The following is a 17,682-nucleotide window of genomic DNA, read 5'->3' as shown; positions in this document are numbered from 1 at the left end:
GACCTACGGGCCTCGTCGCGCCGCCTCGATCGTGGCGATGTCGATCTTGCGCATGTCCATCATCGCGTCGAACACGCGCTTGGCCGCGGCACGATCGGGGCCGGTGAAGGCCTCGGTCAGGACGCGTGGCGTGATCTGCCACGACAGGCCCCACTTGTCCTTGCACCAGCCGCAGGCGCTTTCCTGGCCGCCGTTGCCGACGATGGCGTTCCACAGGCGATCGGTTTCGGCCTGGTCCTCGGTGGCGATCTGGAACGAGAACGCCTCGCTGTGCTTGAACGCGGGGCCCCCGTTCAGGCCGATGCAGGGGATGCCCGCGACGGTGAACTCGACGGTCAGCACGTCGCCCTGTTTGCCGGAAGGAAAATCCCCCGGCGCGCGATGCACTGCCCCCACGGTGCTGTCCGGGAAGGATTCGGCATAGAAGGTCGCGGCTTCGAGTGCGGTGCCGTCGAACCAGAGGCAGATCGTGTTCCTGGGGATCATCTTCATTCTCCGAAGTGGGGCGATCGCAATGGGGCGGGGCGGCCCCGGGGGCGCGGGGAAGCAGGTGGGGGAGGAGTGCCTACTGTCATTTCGACGAAAGGCGGACTGGGAAATCGACACGCGGCTGCCTCACTGCAGCGACGGCTTGGTATTGCGATGCAATATCGTGGTGGCTGCGCGTCTCTGCGATGAAAGAACCGTGAATCGTCCAGTAATTCCCGCGATCAGGACGTCATTTCACCGGGCCGGGGTTGGGTTGGGTGGGGCATTCTGTTAATCTGAACAGGTTCGGTTTGGTCTGCCCCCCACGTTTCCGTTCGCCGCGGCAGCCACCGACCCACAAATCAGGCGCGCGATCGAGCTCGCTCTCGCGCCGCGCTGCGCTTCTGATCCTCCCCGGTCGTTCGCGTATTCAGGATCGTCCCCGGTCCGCATCCGCGCGCTTTCGCACGCCCGGTTGCTGGGATGGTGCGCAGCACAAATCACCTTCGCATCCGAGGATGGAGCATCGATGTCCGAGTCCGCAAATTCACCACATCCGTTTCCCGAGCAGCCGCTGCCGGCCTGGCGGCGCGCCGTGATCAAGGTGGGTAGCAGTCTGCTCACCGATGGTCGCGGCAATCTGGGCATGCGCAACGCTTCGGCGCTGGCGTCGCTGATCGAAGGTTTTCGCAGCCAGGGCCGCGAGGTGTTGCTGGTGTCTTCGGGCGCGGTCGCGGCCGGGCGTGGATTGATGGCGCGCCGGCGCGGCAGCCTGGTGCAGCGCCAGGCGCTTGCCTCGCTGGGGCAGACGCCGATGCTGGCGTTGTGGCAGGGGCTGATCGAACATCCGGTGGCGCAGGTGCTGCTCAGCCATGACGACCTGCGCAACCGGCGCCGCTACCTCAACGCGCAGGCCACGCTGCAGGAGCTGTTGCGCATCGGCGCGGTGCCGATCGTCAACGAGAACGACACAGTGTCGGTCGATGAGCTCAAGCTCGGCGACAACGACAACCTGGCCGCCGCGGTGGCGGCCCTGGTCGATGCCGACATGCTGTTCATCGCCACCGACACTGACGGGCTGTATACCGGCCATCCGACGCGCGACCCCGCCGCGCGGCCGCTACCGCGGGTCGAGGCGATCACGCCGGAAGTGATGGCCATGGCCGCCGGCGGCGCCGGCGCGCTGGGCACCGGCGGCATGGCGACCAAGCTGGAGGCAGCAAGCAAGGCTGCCGCGGCCGGGATCGATACCGCGCTGCTGTGCGGCCATGACGAGCGATCGCTCGCGGCGCTGGCCAATGATCGCCTGCACGGCACTTTGATCCCTGCACACGGCCCGCGCCTGATGGCGCGCAAGCTGTGGCTGCGACACCAGCCGGCGTGCAGCGGCCGGGTACGGATCGACGACGGAGCCTGCCGGGCCCTGGCCGAGCGCGGCGCTTCGCTGCTGCCGGGCGGCGTGCTCGGCGTCGAAGGCGATTTCAGCAACCAGGCGCTGGTGGACCTGGTCAGCAGGCAGGGCCGCCGCATCGGCCGCGGGCTGGTGGAGTACCACGCCAGCGACCTGCAGCGCATCGCCGGCCGCCACAGCCAGGAGATCGAGGACGTCCTCGGCTTCCACAACGGCAGCGCAGTCGTGCGCCGCGACAACCTGGTGCTGCTCGACCAGGTCGCGGCGACCATGCATTGAACTAGGAGGACACCATGTCCAGTTACATCCGCTCCCTTGCCGAGCGCGCCCGTGCGGCTTCGCACGCGATTGCCGCGCTAGACCCGTCCCGCCGTGCGGCGCTGCTGTCGAAGATGGCCGACGCCGTCGACGCCGGCCGCACCGATATTCTGGCCGCCAACGCGCTCGACATGCAGCGCGCGAACGAGGCAGGCACCACCGGCGCCATGCTCGACCGCCTGAAGCTGGACGACGGCCGCATCGGCGGCATCGTGCAGGCGATCCGCGAGATCGCCGCGCTGCCCGACCCGGTCGGCCAGGTCACCCGCAGCGAAACGCATCCCAACGGCATGACCGTGGAGAAGGTGCGCATCCCGCTGGGCCTGATCGCGATGATCTACGAGGCGCGTCCCAACGTGACCGCCGACGCGGCCGCGCTGTGCCTGCGCGCCGGCAACGCGGTGCTGCTGCGCGGCGGCTCGGAGGCGCGCGAGAGCAACATCGCCATCGCCCGCTGCCTGCATTCCGCGCTGCGCGAATTCGACCTGCCGATCGAAGCGGTGGCGCTGGTGGAAGACACCGCGCGCGAGCACGTGCTGGAACTGCTGCAGCTGACCGACCTGGTGGATCTTGCGATCCCGCGCGGCGGCGAGCGCCTGATCCGCTTCGTGGCCGAGAACGCGCGGGTGCCGGTGATCAAGCACTACAAGGGCGTCTGCCACCTGTACGTGGACGCGGCCGCCGATCCGGTCGCCGCGACCCGCCTGGCGGTGGACGGCAAGCTCTCGCGCCCCGGTGTATGCAATGCGCTGGAGACACTGTTGGTGCATGCCGACATCGCCGGCAAGTGGCTACCGGCAGCGATGGGCACGCTGGTGCGTGGCGGCGCGGAGATCCGCGGCTGCGAGCGGACCCGGGAATTGTTTCCGGATGCCAAACCGGCGACGAACGAGGACTACGACACCGAATACCTTGCGCCAATCATCTCGGTGCGCGTGGTGGATTCCATCGACGACGCCATCGCCCACATCCAGCGCCACACTTCCGACCACACCGAGGTGATCTCCACCACCGACCAGGCCGCGGCGGACCGCTTCGTGCGTGCGATCCGCAGCTCGGCGGTGATGGTCAACGCTTCATCGCGCTTCAACGACGGCGGCCAGCTGGGCCTGGGCGCGGAGATCGGCATCTCCACCACGCGCCTGCACGCCTACGGGCCGATGGGCCTGGAATCGCTGACCATCGAGCGCTGGGTGGTGCGTGGTGACGGCCAGGTGCGGCATCCGGAGTCCGCGCAGGCCTGAGTGGGGGGCGCCAGGTGCCCGCGAAAGCGGCAAGCCAGTGGCTGCAGGCCCGTTACGTCCCAGGGCACCGGGTCCCTGTTTCCGCGGGGGGTGACGATAGAAGGCCCAAGTGGGCTGCGCCGGTTCGTTGGCACGGAGTCGGCTGGCGGGCGTGGCCGGAGTGCGGGTGCCTGCGGTGGAGCAGGGTGGGCCGTGCCGCGCGATGAGTGACGCGCTTTCAGGGTTTTCCCCATCTGTCCGGGCGGTGGGCTGGACGCTAGATTCAAAGCCAATCCAGTCTCCGTCGGGAGTTCCAGCATGCCCGGTCCCATCGATTCGCTGCGCCAGTTCTACGACCAGACCGTCCGGCCTCTCCAGGACAACCTGACCGACATCGCCAGCGACGTGGCCGAGGCCGCCACCGACGTGGGCGGCGCGGTGGTCGACGGCGCGCGTGATGTCGCCGAATCCGTGGCCGAGGAGGGCGTCGTCAACGTCGGCGTGGACATCGTCAGGCACAACGTGGCGCAGGGTGCGGAGATCCTGGCGGAGCTGGGCAAGGTGGGGCTGGGCCAGAGTTCGCCCCAGGACTTCGTCGACTGGCTCGCCGGCCCCGAGGGGCCGAGCTTCGCGGACCAGACTGCACTGGTGCCCGGCCTGCAGGAAGCCATCGGCGATGTCATCGACACGTCGATGGAGAACCCGATGATCGCCGGCGCGATCGGCCAGGCGTTCGGCTTCGAGTACGTTCCCGAGGGGGACTTCTACACCACCAACGAGAGTTCGATGCAGAGCTACTTCGGCTTCCACGACGCCTACGACAAGGTCGGCAAGCTGCTGGGCATGGACCTGGACGACGAGGTGGTCGAGTTCGAGGTCGATGGCACCGAATACCGGCTCGAGCTGTGGAAGGGCAGCTACGGGAACGGCGGCGCTTTCGGCGGCGAGATCGGTTTCTACACCAGGGGCACCGGCGAGCGTGGGCCGCTGGGCGACCTGCTGGAGCGGATTCCCGGCTACTACTCGTCCGCCGCGGGCGACGACCAGATCCGCATGACGCAGACGATCTATGACACGGAGACCGGCGAGGTGTACTTCACCAACGACGCCGAAGGCGCGGATGGCACGGACGGCGAACACTTCTGGAACCTGGCGATCCGCACGGATCCTGGCGTCAACCACGAAGACATCGGCCAGCGCGGTACGCTGGTGCTGGACGATCCCGACGTTGCCGAGGCGATGTGCGCGGCGATGAACCGCGAGGAGGGCATCACCGCGGAACTTGGCGATGACGGCCTGACGATCAGCTACGTGTGGGAGTGATCGGCCCTGCCCGCGCCTCTTTACGAGTGAGTCCTGGATAACTGCCGCCATCCCCGCGAAAGCGGGGCTCCCAGCGGCTTCGCGATCGGCAACCTTGCCGGCACCGGTGCAGTCCCGCACAGCCGGGGTCGCGCTTGAAGCATGCGAGCAGGGCGCTTCGTTACCTGGCCGGCCCCGGTTGCGCCGGATCCACGTCACCTGCCAGCGTCCATACGACATCGTGGCCTTGCGGGTCGCGGCTGAGGTGGAAGTACGCGGGCATGTCGGGCGCGAGCGTCCTGCGTTCTCCATCGGCACGAGCGCCTGGCGGATCGAACGGCACGATGTACAGGCCGGTGGCGTCGATTGTCCGGCGCGCGCGACGGTCGCCCAGGTCGCCGATATCGGCGATGGTGCCGCCGCGCTCGAGCAGCGAGCGTTCGAAGTCGATCATCAGGTCCACCCTGGCCTGCGGCTGCCCGGGCAGCGCGAGCGTGCCGCCGCTGATGCGCAGGTCCGGCCAGACCCTGCCGTTCTCGGGCAACTCGTCGTAGCGGTCGTGCGGCAGGCCCGCGTACGAACCGGTGGCGATGGCGTCCAGCGCGCCGGCCAGGGCGAGGAAGTTGAGCTTTCGCAGGCGCTGCTTCTGCAGGTCGCCCTCGATGCCGCCCGATTCGATCAGCACCGTGGACACGCCTGATTCTTGTGTGAGGTCACCGAACGCACGCGGGTTGAAGGTGTCGTCCCACTTGGCGATGCGGCCGCCGATGTAGGGTTCGAGTACGGCGCGGATCGCCACTGACAGTTCGATGGCGCGGGCGCGGCTGGCGTTGACGTCGCGGGCCTCGTTGAACGCCGGTGCGAGCAGTGCGATGGCGGTGCCGCGGTCGGAGTCACCGGCGCGGTAGCCCACCTGCTGGTCGTGCAGGTTGAAGCCGAACGCCGGCTTCACGCGTTCGCGCAGGTCGTGCAGCGCGCGCGCTTCGGGCGAGGCCAGTGCGCGGGCGTCGCGGTTGATGTCGATGCCCTGCGCGTTGCGCCGCTGGAAGCGCGCGGCGCCGTCGGGGTTCATGACCGGCAGGAAGTGCAGGGCGGTGCCTTCGCGCAGGCGCCGGACCAGCGGGTGGTCGGGGTGCTCGCCGAGGAATCGGAAAAGGTCGGCGATCGCCATCGAAGCCGTGCTCTCGTCGCCGTGCATCTGCGACCACAGCAGCACGCGCGTATCGCCGTCGCCCCATGACACGTGGCGCAGCGGACGGCCTTCCGCGCTGCTGCCGACCTCCTCGACATGGAAGCCGCGCGCCTGCGTCGCCAGCGGCCCGGCGACGTCCCACCAGTGCTCCGGCGTGAACGTGCGGTCTTCCAGGCCAGGTACGCGGATGCTTGCGTCGTACAGCGCGTCGAGGTCTTCCAGCCAGGTCGGGGGTGGTGGCATCGTGTCCGCCGCGGCGGGCCTTGGAGTTGTTTCGGTTTCCCGGGCTTTGGACATGTTCGGCAGCAGCAGTGGCAACAGCAGAAGGGACAGCGCAAGAACGTGACGCATGGCAGCGAAGCTCCGTGGCGGGCACGCCGCATGCTCCGAGGCGTCGCGCGTGTTGTCAAACGGAGGCCGCGTCGGTCGCCACGTGATCGAACCCGCTGCGGTAATCTGGGTTGCATCCGGATCGGCAGGACGAACGCATGAACAGACGGAATTTCATCGGAAGCGCGGCGCTGGCGGCCCTGCTTCCCCTCGTCGGAGGCGGCGAAGCAGTCGCGGCGTCGCGCCGACGCCTGCTGCCGGCACCGCTCAACCCGGGCGACACGGTCGGGCTGGTCAGCCCGTCATCGGCCACGGCCGGGCGACTGAGCCTGCAGCTCGCCGGGGAAGTCATGCAGGCGCTGGGCTTCAAGGTGAAGACCGGCGCGCACTACGCGTCGCGCTACGGAGGCCTGGCGGGCACGGATGCAGAGCGCGCGGGCGACATCAATGCGATGTTCGCCGATGACGAAGTCAGGGCCGTCATCTGCCTGCGTGGCGGGTCCGGCGCGGCCCGCCTGTTGCCGCTGCTCGACTACGACGCCATCCGTGCCGATCCCAAGGTGCTGCTCGGCTATTCCGACATCACCGCGCTCCACTGCGGCATCCATGCGCAGACCGGGTTGGTCACCTTCCACGGACCGATGGGCAGCAGCAGCTGGAACGACTTCAATGCCGACCAGTTCCGGCGCATGTTCTTCGAACGCGAACTGATGCAGTACCGCAACGTGGTCGATGCCGGCGACGAACTGGTGCCGCGCAAGAACCGCGCGCTCACCATCACCGGCGGCAAGGCGCGCGGTGAACTGGTCGGCGGCAACCTGTCGGTGCTTGTGGCGCTGGCGGGCTCGCCGTACATGCCGGATTTCAGCGGCAGGATCCTGTTCCTGGAGGACGTGTCGGAGGCGCCATACCGGGTCGACCGCATGCTCACCACGCTGAAGCTGATGGGCGCGCTGGACCAGATCGCAGGCTTCATCTTCGGCGAGTGCAGCGACTGCGACCCCGGCGATGGCTACGGCTCGCTGACCCTGGACCAGATCTTCGACGACCACATCAAGCCGTTGGGCATCCCCGCCTACCGCGGCGCGATGATCGGGCACATCCGCGAGCAGTTCATCGTGCCGGTTGGCGGAATGGTGGAGCTGGATGCCGACGCCGGCAGCTTCCGCATGCTGGAGCCGGTGTTCCGGTCCGCATGATGCGCGCGGGCCCGATGGCGTCGCCAATCGTGCCGATACGCTGATGCTCGGCGCCGAAGTCCGGTTCTGGCCTGCGGGTCCTAGATGTTGCTGTCTTCCGGCGGCGCGTCGCTTCCCAGCGGCGCAGTGCCGGACAGGCTGCCGGCCTCGCCAGTGTCGGCGCAACCGACTGTGTAGCAGGCCATCGACAGCGAGCCGAAGGCGTAGCCGTCCACCGGTATCCCGGGCACTTGGCCGGCCGCCGCCGCGAACCCTGCCACGTACAGCAGCGGCAGGAAGTGTTCCGGCGTCGGCGCGGACATCGCGTAGTCGCGGTGCGTCACCAGCGAGGCCGCGTCGCCGGGGCGTTCGGTCATGACCTGGCGCGCGTGCTCGTCGAAGCGTCGCGCCCAGTCCGTGCCGGCGTCGGGGCTGTGCCAGTCGATCGCGCGCAGGTTGTGGACCACGTTGCCGCTGCCCAGCACCAGTACGCCGCGTTCGCGCAGCTTTGCCAGCCGCGCGCCGAGTTCGAGGTGGTAGTCCGGCGGCTTCTGCGCGTTGATCGACAGTTGTACCACCGGGATGTCCGCATCGGGGAACGCGTGCACCAGCACCGACCAGGTGCCGTGGTCCAGGCCCCAGCTGTCGTGGTCGGCGCCGACGTACTCGGGATGCACCACGTCGGCCACTTCCTCGGCCAGCCCTGGCAGGCCCGGCGCGGGGTACTGCATGTCGAACAGCGCCTGGGGGAAACCGAAGAAGTCGTGGATGGTCTTCGGCCGTGGCATCGCGGTCACTGCGGTGGCGTTGACGTACCAGTGCGCGGACACCGACAGGATCGCCCGCGGCCGCGGCATCGATGCACCGATCCGTCGCCAGGCTTCGGTGTAGCGATTGCGCTCCAGGGCGTTCATCGGCGTGCCGTGTCCAAGGAACACGGCGGGCATGCGGGTCGTGTCGTCCATGCGTGGATCCTACGCCGGACGGTCGTGAAGTTCCGCAGGGCGATTCGGTGGATGCCTTCCGGGGCAGTGCCGGTGAGTCCCCCTGGTCTTCCCGTTGGCCGATCGCTGAACGAGTCGGTGCCCTCCTGTGCGAATGAACCGGGTCGGGTACCCGGCCGGAACGGGACCGTTGGCGGGACGCGTTCATCCAGCGGGTCCTGGCACGTTCCGTTCAGGGATCCATCCGGCAATCTTGCAGGCGCGCCGGTAGCCGCGGGACGAAACATTCGTATGCTAATGTCCGTGTGTCTTTCGCACGGGGCAGGGGTTCGGCTGTCCGCCGGGGCGATTGTCCAGCGAACATGGCGTCGCCGACCGCAGGCGCGGTGGCCGATGCGTGATGGATCCACAGGGGAAACCAAGATGTCGAAACTGCTTGATCTGATGAAGAAGCTCGGCAGCGATGCCGCGCTGGCTGCTGAATACGACAAGGACGCGGAGCGGGTGATGCAGCGCGCCGGCCTCTCCGACGCGGAGCGCAGGGCGATGACCGAGAAGGATTACACGGCGATCAAGAAGCTGACCGGGCTGGAAGACGGGCAGTTCGCCACCAACCACACCATCAAGGCCTACGACGAGTAGCCGTAGACGCCGCTTTCGGATCCCGCACATGCTCCGGCCGGCTGCGATCGCGTTGCTGTGGCTGGCGTTCGCGTGGGCGCCAGCGGCGGTGGCCCAGTCGCCCGCCACCGCCGCGTCGTCCGCAGACGACGCGGCGCTTGAGGCGAAGGTCCAGGAGATCGAGCGGCTTGCGGTCACCGCGCACTGGCACGAATCGGACGCGAAGATCGATGCGCTGGCGCCCGTGCGCGACGCTCTCACGTCGCAGCAGCGGCACCGCATCGACTATGTCTACCTGCGCAACCGTGCGCTCGCCGGTGACCAGGCCGCAGCGCTGAAAGGGCTGGCCGAACTGCTGAAGCAGGACCTGCCGGTGGCGTTCCGCATGCGCGTCTACACCACGGCAACCGGTGTCGCCGCCAACCTCGAGGATTGGCAGCTGGCGTTCGCCTGGCTCAACGATGGCCTGTCGTACCTGGATGAGGCGCCCGAGGAATCGGCCAAGCTGCTCGGTGCCGCCAGCTACCTGCATACGCTGGTCGGCGAGACCGGCCGCGCCCGCGAGCTGGCGTTGCAGGCGCTGCGCCTGGTCGAGTCCAAGGACAATCCCAGGGCGCTGTGCCTGGCCCTGAGCGACGTGGCGCTGGCCGAGGACCATGCCAACCACTTCAGCGAGGCGGAGGCCTGGCGGCATCGCCAGATCGACGCCTGCACCCGTGCGGGCGATCCGGTCTTCATTGCCAACGGCAAGTATGGCGTCGGCAAGATGGCGGCGGCTCAGGGGCACCACGTCGAGGCATTGAAGTGGGGGCGCGAAGCGCTTGCCGAGTTCGAGGCCGTGGGCTACACGGTCGGCGCGTACAGTGCCAGGCTCGTCATTGCCGAAAGCCTGATCGCCACGGATCGGCAGCTCGACCAGGCCCAGGCGATGCTGGCCGACACCCTGGCGTACTACCGGAAACAGAAGTCCGACCTCGCCATTGCCGAGACCGAGGCCCTGCTCGCCAAGCTGGCCGAGAAGCGCGGCGACCTGGCAGCGGCGCTCGCCCATACCCAGCAGGTGATCCAGGTTTCCCAGGCGGCGGAGGTGGTTTCCCGCGAGCGTCGGCTGGCCTACCTGCAGGTCCAGTTCGACACCCGCTTGAAGGAACAGCAGATCGCCCTGCTGGAAGCGGAAAAACAGGTGGCCGCGCTGCAGGTCGCCGCGACCAAGCGCCGGCAGCTGCTGCTCGCGGTGGGAATCGTGGCGCTGCTGGCCACCGCCATCCTGCTGGCCGTCCTGCTGCGCCACTCGTTCCGCGAGCGTCGCCGCTACCGCTGGCAGTCCGAGCACGACGGGCTGACGCGCCTGTACAACTACCAGAAGGTGCGCAAGCTTGGCGGAGCTGCGTTCGCGCGCGCCCGCGCCACCGGGAAGCCGTTCACCGCGATCGTGGTCGACATCGACCTGTTCAAGCAGGTCAACGACCGTTACGGCCATGCTGCCGGCGACGAGGCCCTGCGATCGCTCGGCGCGTGGATCCGCGAAACCGTTGACGGGCGCGGCATCGTCGGACGCAGCGGCGGAGACGAGTTCACGATCCTGCTCGATGCCGATGCGACCGAAGCCGGGGCGATGCTGCAACGCCTGCGCGACCGGATCGAACCGATCACCGTGTTCGGGCAGACGTTCGGCTTCAACATCAGCTCCGGCGTGTGCCAGGCGGGCGACGGTGCCTCCACGCTCGAGCAGCTGATCCACGATGCGGACCAGGCCTTGTACCGGGCCAAGCACGAAGGCCGCGACCGCGTCGTCAGCGCCGATGACGCGGTCGCAGCGCCAGCGCCGGAGGCGGGGCTGGTGGTGGTCGGCAGCGGCATCCAGTTCGGTCGCCACGCCACCGAGCGCTGCCTGTCGGAAATCCGCGAGGCGCAGGTGGTGTTCTGCCTGGCCGACCCCTTCGCACTGGCGATGATCCAGGGCCTGCGTCCCGATGCGATCAACCTCGGCAGGCATTACGCGCCCGGCAAGGACCGGCGCCAGACCTATCGCGAGATGGACGAGGCGATCATGGCCGAGGTCCGCGCCGGCAAGCAGGTGTGCGCGGTGTTCTACGGCCATCCGGGCGTGTTTGCCGACGTACCGCACCGGGTGGTGCGCAGGGCCCGCGAGGAGGGCATCCCTGCGCGCATGGAACCGGGGATTTCGGCCGAGGCCTGCCTGTACGCCGACCTCAACCTGGATCCCGGCCAGCGCGGCGTGCAGTCGATGGAGGCGACCCATTTCCTCGTCCACGACCGCACGCCCGATGTCGCCGGCCTGGTGCTGCTGTGGCAGGTGGCCTTGTCCGGCGACCTGTCGTGCACGCGCCTGCACGCCGAGCGCGATGGCTTGCAGGCGCTGGTCGACAAGCTGCTGCGCTGGTACCCGCCGGACCACCAGGTGATCCTGTACGAGGCGGCGCGGCTGCCGATCGAAAGCCCACGCATCGATCGCGTACTGCTGCGCGACCTGCCCGCGGCGCATTACGAGGAGTACACCACGCTGGTGATTCCGCCGCTGGGCCGATTGAGCGACGACCCGGGGAGCGCGCTCCGCGCCAGCGAGCCGCCAGCCACGATGCAGTAGGGCGGGTTCGGCGGTTGGGTGAAGCAGGCTGGCGAGCCGCACTGCGAAGGAGCAGTCAACCGCGCGGCGCATTTTTCCGCCATGTTGTGGCGCGGCGACGCAGTCGGCTAACGTTGCGGCATTCACTGCGGGAGTGCGGCGATGCGCGAGTCAGGCTGGTCGAGGCGTGGGTTCCTGGCGGCGATGGCCGCGGGCGCGGGTTGTGCGTTGGCGCCGCCGCTGCTGTTCGCAGGTTCGGGATCCGGCGCGCGGGTGCCCGGCTGGGTGCTGCGCGACGTGCGGCTGGTCGACGGCAGCGGCGCGCCTGCGAGAGGTGCCGACGTGCTGGTGCGCGGCGACCGCATCGAACGCATCGGCCGCATCTCCGGCCGCGAGGCGAAAGGACTGCGCGTGGTCGATGGCGGCGGCCGGGTGCTGGCGCCCGGTTTCATCGACCTGCACACGCACGGCGACCCGCTGGACGAGGCATACACGCAGTTCCTGGCGATGGGCGTGACCACGGTGCTGCTGGGACAGGACGGCGGCAGCCCGTCGCTGGGCGATACCGGGCGTGATGCGGACAGCCTGCCGGACTACCTGGGCGCGGTCGCAGCTGCGACGCCCGACATCAACGTCGCCACGCTGTCCGGCCATGGCGCGCTGCGCCGCCGCGCCGGCATCGACGACGGCACGCGCAAGCCTTCGGACGCACAGCTGGCGCGGATGCAGGCGATCCTCGAACAGGACCTGCGTGCCGGTGCGTTCGGCCTGTCCACCGGGCTGGAGTACGTGCCAGGGCGCTACGCCGAACCGCGTGAGCTCGGCAGCCTCGGCCCGGTGATCGCGCGCCACGGCGGCGTGGCGATGAGCCACATGCGCAACGAGGATGCCGACCAGGTGCGCGCTTCCATCCGCGAGTTGGTCGCCAACAGCGGCCCGGCGCGAGCGCACGTGTCGCACCTGAAGATGGTCTACGGCAAGGGGGAGGACGCGGCGGAAGAATTGCTGGCCTTCATGCAGTCGCTGCGCACGCCGACCCAGCCGCTGACCGCCGACGCCTATCCGTACGAGGCGAGCTACACCGGGGTCGGCATCCTGTTCCCGGAGTGGGCGCTGCCGCCGACCGACTATGCCGGCGTGGTGGCCTCGCGCCGCGACGAGCTGCGCGACTATCTGGAGCAGCGGATGACGAAACGCGGCGGTCCGGAGGCGCTGCTGTTCGGCACCGGCCCGCATGCCGGCAACACGCTGGCGCAGGTGGCGTCGGAAGCCGGGCAGCCGTTCGCCGACGCGCTGGTCGACATCGGCCCCGGCGGCGGCCAGGCCGCGCACTTCGTCATGGACCGCGCGCTGCAGGATCGCCTGCTGCTGGATCCGCACGTGGCGCTGGGCAGCGACGGTTCGCCCGGGGGCAGCCATCCGCGTTCGGCCGGCACTTTCGCCAAGTGGATCGAGGAGTTCGTGGTGCGCCAGCCGCGGGTGTCGATCGAGGAAGCGGTGCGTAAGGCGACGTCGTACCCGGCGTCGATCCTCGGCCTCACCGACCGCGGCACGATCCGCGAGGGTGCGAAGGCCGACCTGCTGCTGTTCGACCCGGCGAAGGTACACGCGAACGCCGACTACGTGAACCCGACCGCGCAGGCCGAGGGTTTCGACCTGGTGCTGGTGAACGGCCAGCCGGCGCTGGAGGCCGGCGAGCCGGCGGCGCGCGCGGGGCGGCTGCTGCGCCACCCTACCGGGCCAGCGCTTCCTCCGCCGCGCTGAACGCCGAGCGCCCGCCCAGGCGCTCGCCCGGCATGCCGGTGACGAACCACGCCACGCCACTGCCGCTTTCAAGGTCGAGCCACAGCCCCGACTGCAGGCCGTACGCCGAGCCGGAATGGCCCACGCGCGCGACGCCGTCGCCGAAGGGGTCGTCGCGGCAGCCATCGACTGGCGTTGCCAGCGTCTGCATCGCCATGCCGTAGCGGCAGAAGAAACCGTCGCCCAGGTCGCTGGTGTCTTCCTCGTATGTCAGGCCTTGGCCGGGCGCGTACTGCCACAGCGGCGTGGCGAGCGCCTGTATCGATTCGGGCGAGAGCACGCGCACGCCTTCGAGTTCGCCGCCGCCCAGCAGCATCCGCCCGATCCGCGCCAGACCGTTGGCGGAGATGCGCAGTCCGCCCTGCGGGGAGAACAGCGCGCCGTTCTCGCCGGCGCGCCAGCGCGCAAGGTCGCAGCTGCCGTCTTCGGCCGCCACGACCGGGCAGTCGGGCCGGGCGCCGTGCAGGTCGTCGTTCGCCGGTTCGCCGGTGTCGCGGTAGAGCACCACCGCGCGCGCCACGGTCGCGTCGCTGCAGCTGGCCCAGTTGAAGCAGCCTTCGATGCCCAGCGGCTGCAGCACCAGGCGATCCATCAGGCGGTCGAAGCGTTCGCCGGTGGCGCGCTCCATCGCCTGCGCCACCAGCGGGAAATTGAGGTTGGTGTAGCGGAAGTAGGTGCCCGGTGCGTGCTCGTTGTCCCAGGCGCGTGGGTCGTCGAGCAGGTCGCGCACCCGCCCGCCCAGCGGCGTCTGCCAGTAGCCGGCCGCATCGGTGAGGCTGGAGCGGTGCGACATCAGCAGGCGCAGCGTGATCGGCGTGTCCGGGAACGCGGGATTGCGCAGCGGGAAGCCGAGCAGTTCGCCCGCGTCGGCGTCGAGGTCGAGCTTGCCGGCCTCCACCAGCCGCATCACGCCGATCGCGGTGACGAGCTTGGAGATCGATGCGACCCGGACCGGATCGCCGGCGCTGACGCGGCGCCCGGTGGCCTTGTCGGCGAATCCGTGGGCTTCGGTGGCGGTGACGCCGTGGCGGTCGAACGCGACGCGCACGGTGGCAACGGGCTCCGCAGCCTGTGCCAGCGACGATGCGAGGAAAAGCAGGGCGATGAAGGCGAATCGATACATGCGCCGCATCGTAACCGCAGGCGCCGCCGCGTGCAGGTGTGGCTGAAGCCGCTCCCACAAGGCCGGCAGTCCCGGGCTTGCTCAGCACACCGGCGAGCCGGGCGGGGCGGGGGCGTCGGCGTCGAGCGCCATGCGGGCGGCGATGCTGCGGAAGCGCGGTTCGCTGCGCAGCGCGTCCCAGGTGTGCCGCAGGCGGATGAAGGCCAGGCCCACGTCGCGTTGCGCGTGGGCGAGTTCGAGTGAATCCAGTGCGGCGTCGTGTTCGCCAAGGCCGATCTGGATGGTGGCGACCGCGGTCGCCGGGACGTACTGCGTTGCGCCCCTGGTCCGTAGTTCGCCCAGCAGCGCCCGCGCTTTGTCGCGCCGGCCGTGTCGCCCGTGGATGTGGCCAAGCGCGGACAGCGCGTGCAGGCTGCCGCCAGACAGGTTGCGCGCGCTTGTGAAGGCTTCGATGGCGGCCTCGTGGTCGCCGCGATGCAGCAACACGCCGCCGCGACTCAAATGGGCGACCCAGAAGTCGGGCGCCATCGCCAGGGTTTCGTCCAGTCGCCGCTGGCCCAGTTCGCCCTGGCCGCTCGCGAACAGGAATGCCGCCTCCAGCGTGCCCAGGATCGGCGAAAGCGGGTCGAGTTCGCGCGCGCGCCGCCCGTGTTCCAGCGCCTCGGTGGGACGCCCGATGCAGTACAGCAGGTGCGCGAGCGCATAGTGCGCGTCGGCGTCGTTGGGATTGATCGCGATCGCGGCGCGGGCTTCGCGCTCGGCGCCGGGCCAGTCCCACTCGTGCCAGAACTTCACCCACGCCAGCCCGGTGCGCGCCTCGGCCACGTGTTCGTCGATCTCCAGCGCGCGCAGCGCGGCGCCGCGCGCCAGGGGGAAGGCGAAGTGCGGCGCGACGTCGCCGTTGATCGGCAGTACCCGGTAGGCCTCGGCCAGGCCCGCGTAGGCGAGCGCGTAGGCTGGGTCGAGGTCGATCGCCTGCTTGAACAGCGCGATCGCGTTCCAGTTGTCGCTGATCGTCTGCTTGCGCACGTAGTAGCGGCCTGACAGGTAGAGGCGGTACGCGGTGATGTTGGCAGTCTGGCGTCGCGACAGACCGGCGCCGGTGTCCTGCGCCAACGTGGCGGCGATGGCGCGGGCGATCGCGTCCTGGATATCGGGCAGGCGCTCCAAAGGTTCGTCATGGCGGCCGCTCCAGAGCACGGCGCCATCGTCGACGCGCAACAGGCGCGCGGTCACGTGCAGGCGATCGCCGTGCCGCTGCAGGCTGCCTTCGAGCACCGCATCGGCCGCCAGCTCGCGGCCCGCGGCCAGCGGATCCTGGCCCGGTCCGGCAAACCGGCGCCCCGACGCCAGCGGCCGCACCGCAAGCCGATGGCTGCCGAGCTGGGTGATGAGCGTGTCGGCCAGGCCCCACTCGAGCACTTCGTCACGCTGGTCCGGCAGCGTTGGCTGGAACGGCAGCACGGCGATGGCGCGGATTGCCGCCGGCGGCGTGCCAGCCGCAGTCCCGGCGTCATCGTCCTCGCGTACATCCGCCACGAAGCGATAGCCGCGCCCGGGAATCGTGACCACCGCGCGGTGCTCGCCCGCGCGGAGGCCCAGCGCCCGCCGCAGCGCGGCGATCGCCTGGGCCAGGTTGTTCTCTTCCACCACGCGCCCGGGCCATACCGCAGCGAGCAGCTCGTCCTTGCCCACGATGCGGTCGCGGTGCTCGATCAGGTGGCACAGCGCATCGAACGCGCGCCCGGTCAGCGGCAACCGCTTGCCGTCGGCGTCGCGCAGCACTCGCGCGTGCGTATCCACGCGGTAGCCGCCGAAGCGGTAGTGGCGCGTGCCGGTGATGTCCGCGCCGGCCTCGGTGGCAGCGGGCGCCTTCATGCGATTTCAGACTTGCGCAAAGACATTTCAGGCCGCGCGCCGCGAAGCTGGCAACGTCCGGGGCGTGATCCCGGGCGTCCCGGCAATCCAAGGAGAATGCACATGAATCGCATGAACGCTTCGAAGCCCCTGGTCGCTGCCTTCGCGCTGGCACTGGCCGCCGCGCCCTCGGGCGCCATTGCGGCAGGCGGCCACGGGCATGGTCGTGGCCCCATGCACGGGCCGAACCCGAGGGTCGATCGCATCGTTGGCACGTGGCAAACCGAGGTCAAGCTGTTCCCCTGCGAAGGCGGGCCGGATATCGCATCGTTCCTGGCGCTGGGCTCGTTCCATGCCGGCGGCACGCTCGACAACACCGACGAAACCCCGGTGACGTCCCGCGGCCCGGGCACCGGCATCTGGAAAAACGAAGGCCACGGCCAATACCGGGCACGCATGCAGTTCATGCGTTACAACGCCGACGGCAGCTATGACGGCATCCAGGACATCACCCGCACGCTGCGGATGCGCCACGGCGGCCAGCAGATGGACGAAACCGTCGTCGCCCGCGTGCTCAATCCCGACGGCAGCCTGCGCGTCACCGTGTGCGGTGAGGGAACGAACTGGCGCGTCGGCCTCGATTGACGGCGGGAACGCGCGGTTGAAGCGCGCCTTCGCGCAACTCGCTCATGCGGCGATGGAGGCATCGCCGCATGAGCAACGACAACGGTCCGTGCGCCCGGCCTGTGCGCATGCGCAGGAGCGGCGGAAGCCGCGAACTCCCTGGTGGAAGCTTCCAGATGCAAAAGCTCGCGGCGGCCGCTCCTATGAAGGCCGGGCCGGCCACGCCAGGCTTCCTTGCCTCAGCAGCGCCGCCGCTTCATGCCGCTGTCGGTGTCGGTCAGCGTCTGGCCGTCGGTGGACAGGTTGAAATAGTAGGTGGCCCGGCGGGTTTCGCCTTCACCGGAGAGTTCGGCGGTGATGGCGATGTCGCCTTCATCGTTGCTGTCCACCGCGGTGATCGTGCCGGAGCTTTCGTGGAACTTGATGCGCCGTGCGCCGATGGTGAGCCGGCTTTCGTGCGCGGGCGTGCTGCAGGCGGGCGTGTCGGCCGCGTAGTCGCCCTGGAAGCGCGGGGGCACGATGTTGGTGCCCTCGTCGCCGGTGGCGGCCGTGGATTCGGGCGTCGTCGCCGGGGCATCGGCGATGGGCGGAGCATTGGCTTCGTCGTCGGGTGCGTTGCAGCCGGCAGCCAACAGCAGGCAAAGGGCGATCGCGTGGATACGCATGCGGCTCTCCATGTAAGGGGCGGCCACCGTTGCCCA

14 protein-coding genes are annotated in these 17,682 nt (G+C 69.4%); 8 read left to right on the top strand and 6 right to left on the bottom strand.

Translation table 11 applies throughout. From position 1 onward, the window contains the following. Positions 1-3: 3 nt before the first annotated feature. Complete coding sequence (locus ACFONC_RS06625) at positions 4-486, bottom strand: VOC family protein (protein ID WP_386742918.1); 483 nt, start codon at positions 484-486, stop codon at positions 4-6. A 511-nt stretch (positions 487-997) separates the two neighbouring features. Between ACFONC_RS06625 and proB the strand changes: the two genes are divergently transcribed. The 3 genes from proB (at position 998) to ACFONC_RS06610 (ending at position 4,743) form a co-directional block, all read left to right on the top strand. After that, complete coding sequence (gene proB / locus ACFONC_RS06620) at positions 998-2,158, top strand: glutamate 5-kinase (protein WP_386742917.1); 1,161 nt, start codon at positions 998-1,000, stop codon at positions 2,156-2,158. 14 nt (positions 2,159-2,172) lie between these two features. Next, positions 2,173-3,441: a glutamate-5-semialdehyde dehydrogenase gene (locus ACFONC_RS06615; protein WP_386742916.1), complete on the top strand. Its 1,269-nt coding sequence runs from the start codon at positions 2,173-2,175 to the stop codon at positions 3,439-3,441. 297 nt (positions 3,442-3,738) lie between these two features. Continuing rightward, positions 3,739-4,743, top strand: coding sequence for a DUF4474 domain-containing protein (locus ACFONC_RS06610; protein ID WP_386742915.1), 1,005 nt, complete (start codon positions 3,739-3,741; stop codon positions 4,741-4,743). Positions 4,744-4,903: 160 nt separating this feature from the next. Here the strand turns inward: ACFONC_RS06610 and ACFONC_RS06605 are convergent, their stop codons facing one another. Continuing rightward, complete coding sequence (locus tag ACFONC_RS06605; RefSeq protein ID WP_386742914.1) at positions 4,904-6,157, bottom strand: M14 family zinc carboxypeptidase; 1,254 nt, start codon at positions 6,155-6,157, stop codon at positions 4,904-4,906. A 245-nt stretch (positions 6,158-6,402) separates the two neighbouring features. On the opposite strand from ACFONC_RS06605, the gene ACFONC_RS06600 reads away from it, so the two are divergent. Then, positions 6,403-7,443 (top strand): S66 peptidase family protein, encoded by a 1,041-nt coding sequence (locus tag ACFONC_RS06600; RefSeq protein WP_386742913.1) that lies wholly within the window; start codon positions 6,403-6,405, stop codon positions 7,441-7,443. Positions 7,444-7,523: 80 nt separating this feature from the next. On the opposite strand, the gene ygiD is transcribed toward ACFONC_RS06600, so the two are convergent. After that, positions 7,524-8,387, bottom strand: a complete 864-nt coding sequence (ygiD, locus tag ACFONC_RS06595; protein ID WP_386742912.1) for a 4,5-DOPA-extradiol-dioxygenase — start codon at positions 8,385-8,387, stop codon at positions 7,524-7,526. A 402-nt stretch (positions 8,388-8,789) separates the two neighbouring features. On the opposite strand from ygiD, the gene ACFONC_RS06590 reads away from it, so the two are divergent. The 3 genes from ACFONC_RS06590 (at position 8,790) to ACFONC_RS06580 (ending at position 13,338) form a co-directional block, all read left to right on the top strand. Then, positions 8,790-9,008 carry a hypothetical protein gene (locus ACFONC_RS06590; RefSeq protein WP_386742911.1) on the top strand — a complete coding sequence of 73 codons (219 nt, stop codon included), beginning with the start codon at positions 8,790-8,792 and terminating at the stop codon, positions 9,006-9,008. Positions 9,009-9,036: 28 nt separating this feature from the next. Beyond that, entirely contained in the window at positions 9,037-11,595 is a 2,559-nt protein-coding gene (locus ACFONC_RS06585; protein WP_386742910.1) for a diguanylate cyclase, read from the top strand. 141 nt (positions 11,596-11,736) lie between these two features. Next, positions 11,737-13,338, top strand: a complete 1,602-nt coding sequence (locus ACFONC_RS06580) for an N-acyl-D-amino-acid deacylase family protein (RefSeq protein WP_386742909.1) — start codon at positions 11,737-11,739, stop codon at positions 13,336-13,338. Here ACFONC_RS06580 and ACFONC_RS06575 read toward each other — a convergent pair. Next, complete coding sequence (locus ACFONC_RS06575; RefSeq protein WP_386742908.1) at positions 13,307-14,500, bottom strand: serine hydrolase domain-containing protein; 1,194 nt, start codon at positions 14,498-14,500, stop codon at positions 13,307-13,309. The two genes, ACFONC_RS06580 and ACFONC_RS06575, sit on opposite strands and share 32 nt — an antisense overlap. Positions 14,501-14,581: 81 nt before the next feature. Beyond that, a complete protein-coding gene (locus ACFONC_RS06570; protein WP_386742907.1) occupies positions 14,582-16,378 on the bottom strand; it encodes a tetratricopeptide repeat protein in 1,797 nt (598 codons plus the stop codon). Between the two features lie 102 nt (positions 16,379-16,480). Here ACFONC_RS06570 and ACFONC_RS06565 point away from each other — a divergent pair, with 102 nt between their 5' ends. Beyond that, positions 16,481-17,002, top strand: a complete 522-nt coding sequence (locus ACFONC_RS06565; RefSeq protein ID WP_386742906.1) for a hypothetical protein — start codon at positions 16,481-16,483, stop codon at positions 17,000-17,002. A gap of 218 nt (positions 17,003-17,220) precedes the next feature. Here ACFONC_RS06565 and ACFONC_RS06560 read toward each other — a convergent pair whose 3' ends face one another. Next, entirely contained in the window at positions 17,221-17,646 is a 426-nt protein-coding gene (locus ACFONC_RS06560; protein WP_386742905.1) for a hypothetical protein, read from the bottom strand. Positions 17,647-17,682: the final 36 nt, after the last annotated feature.

It is taken from the genome of Luteimonas soli, assembly GCF_042648865.1.
Taxonomy (GTDB): domain Bacteria; phylum Pseudomonadota; class Gammaproteobacteria; order Xanthomonadales; family Xanthomonadaceae; genus Luteimonas; species Luteimonas soli.
This window is presented reverse-complemented; position numbering and strand designations above follow the sequence as displayed.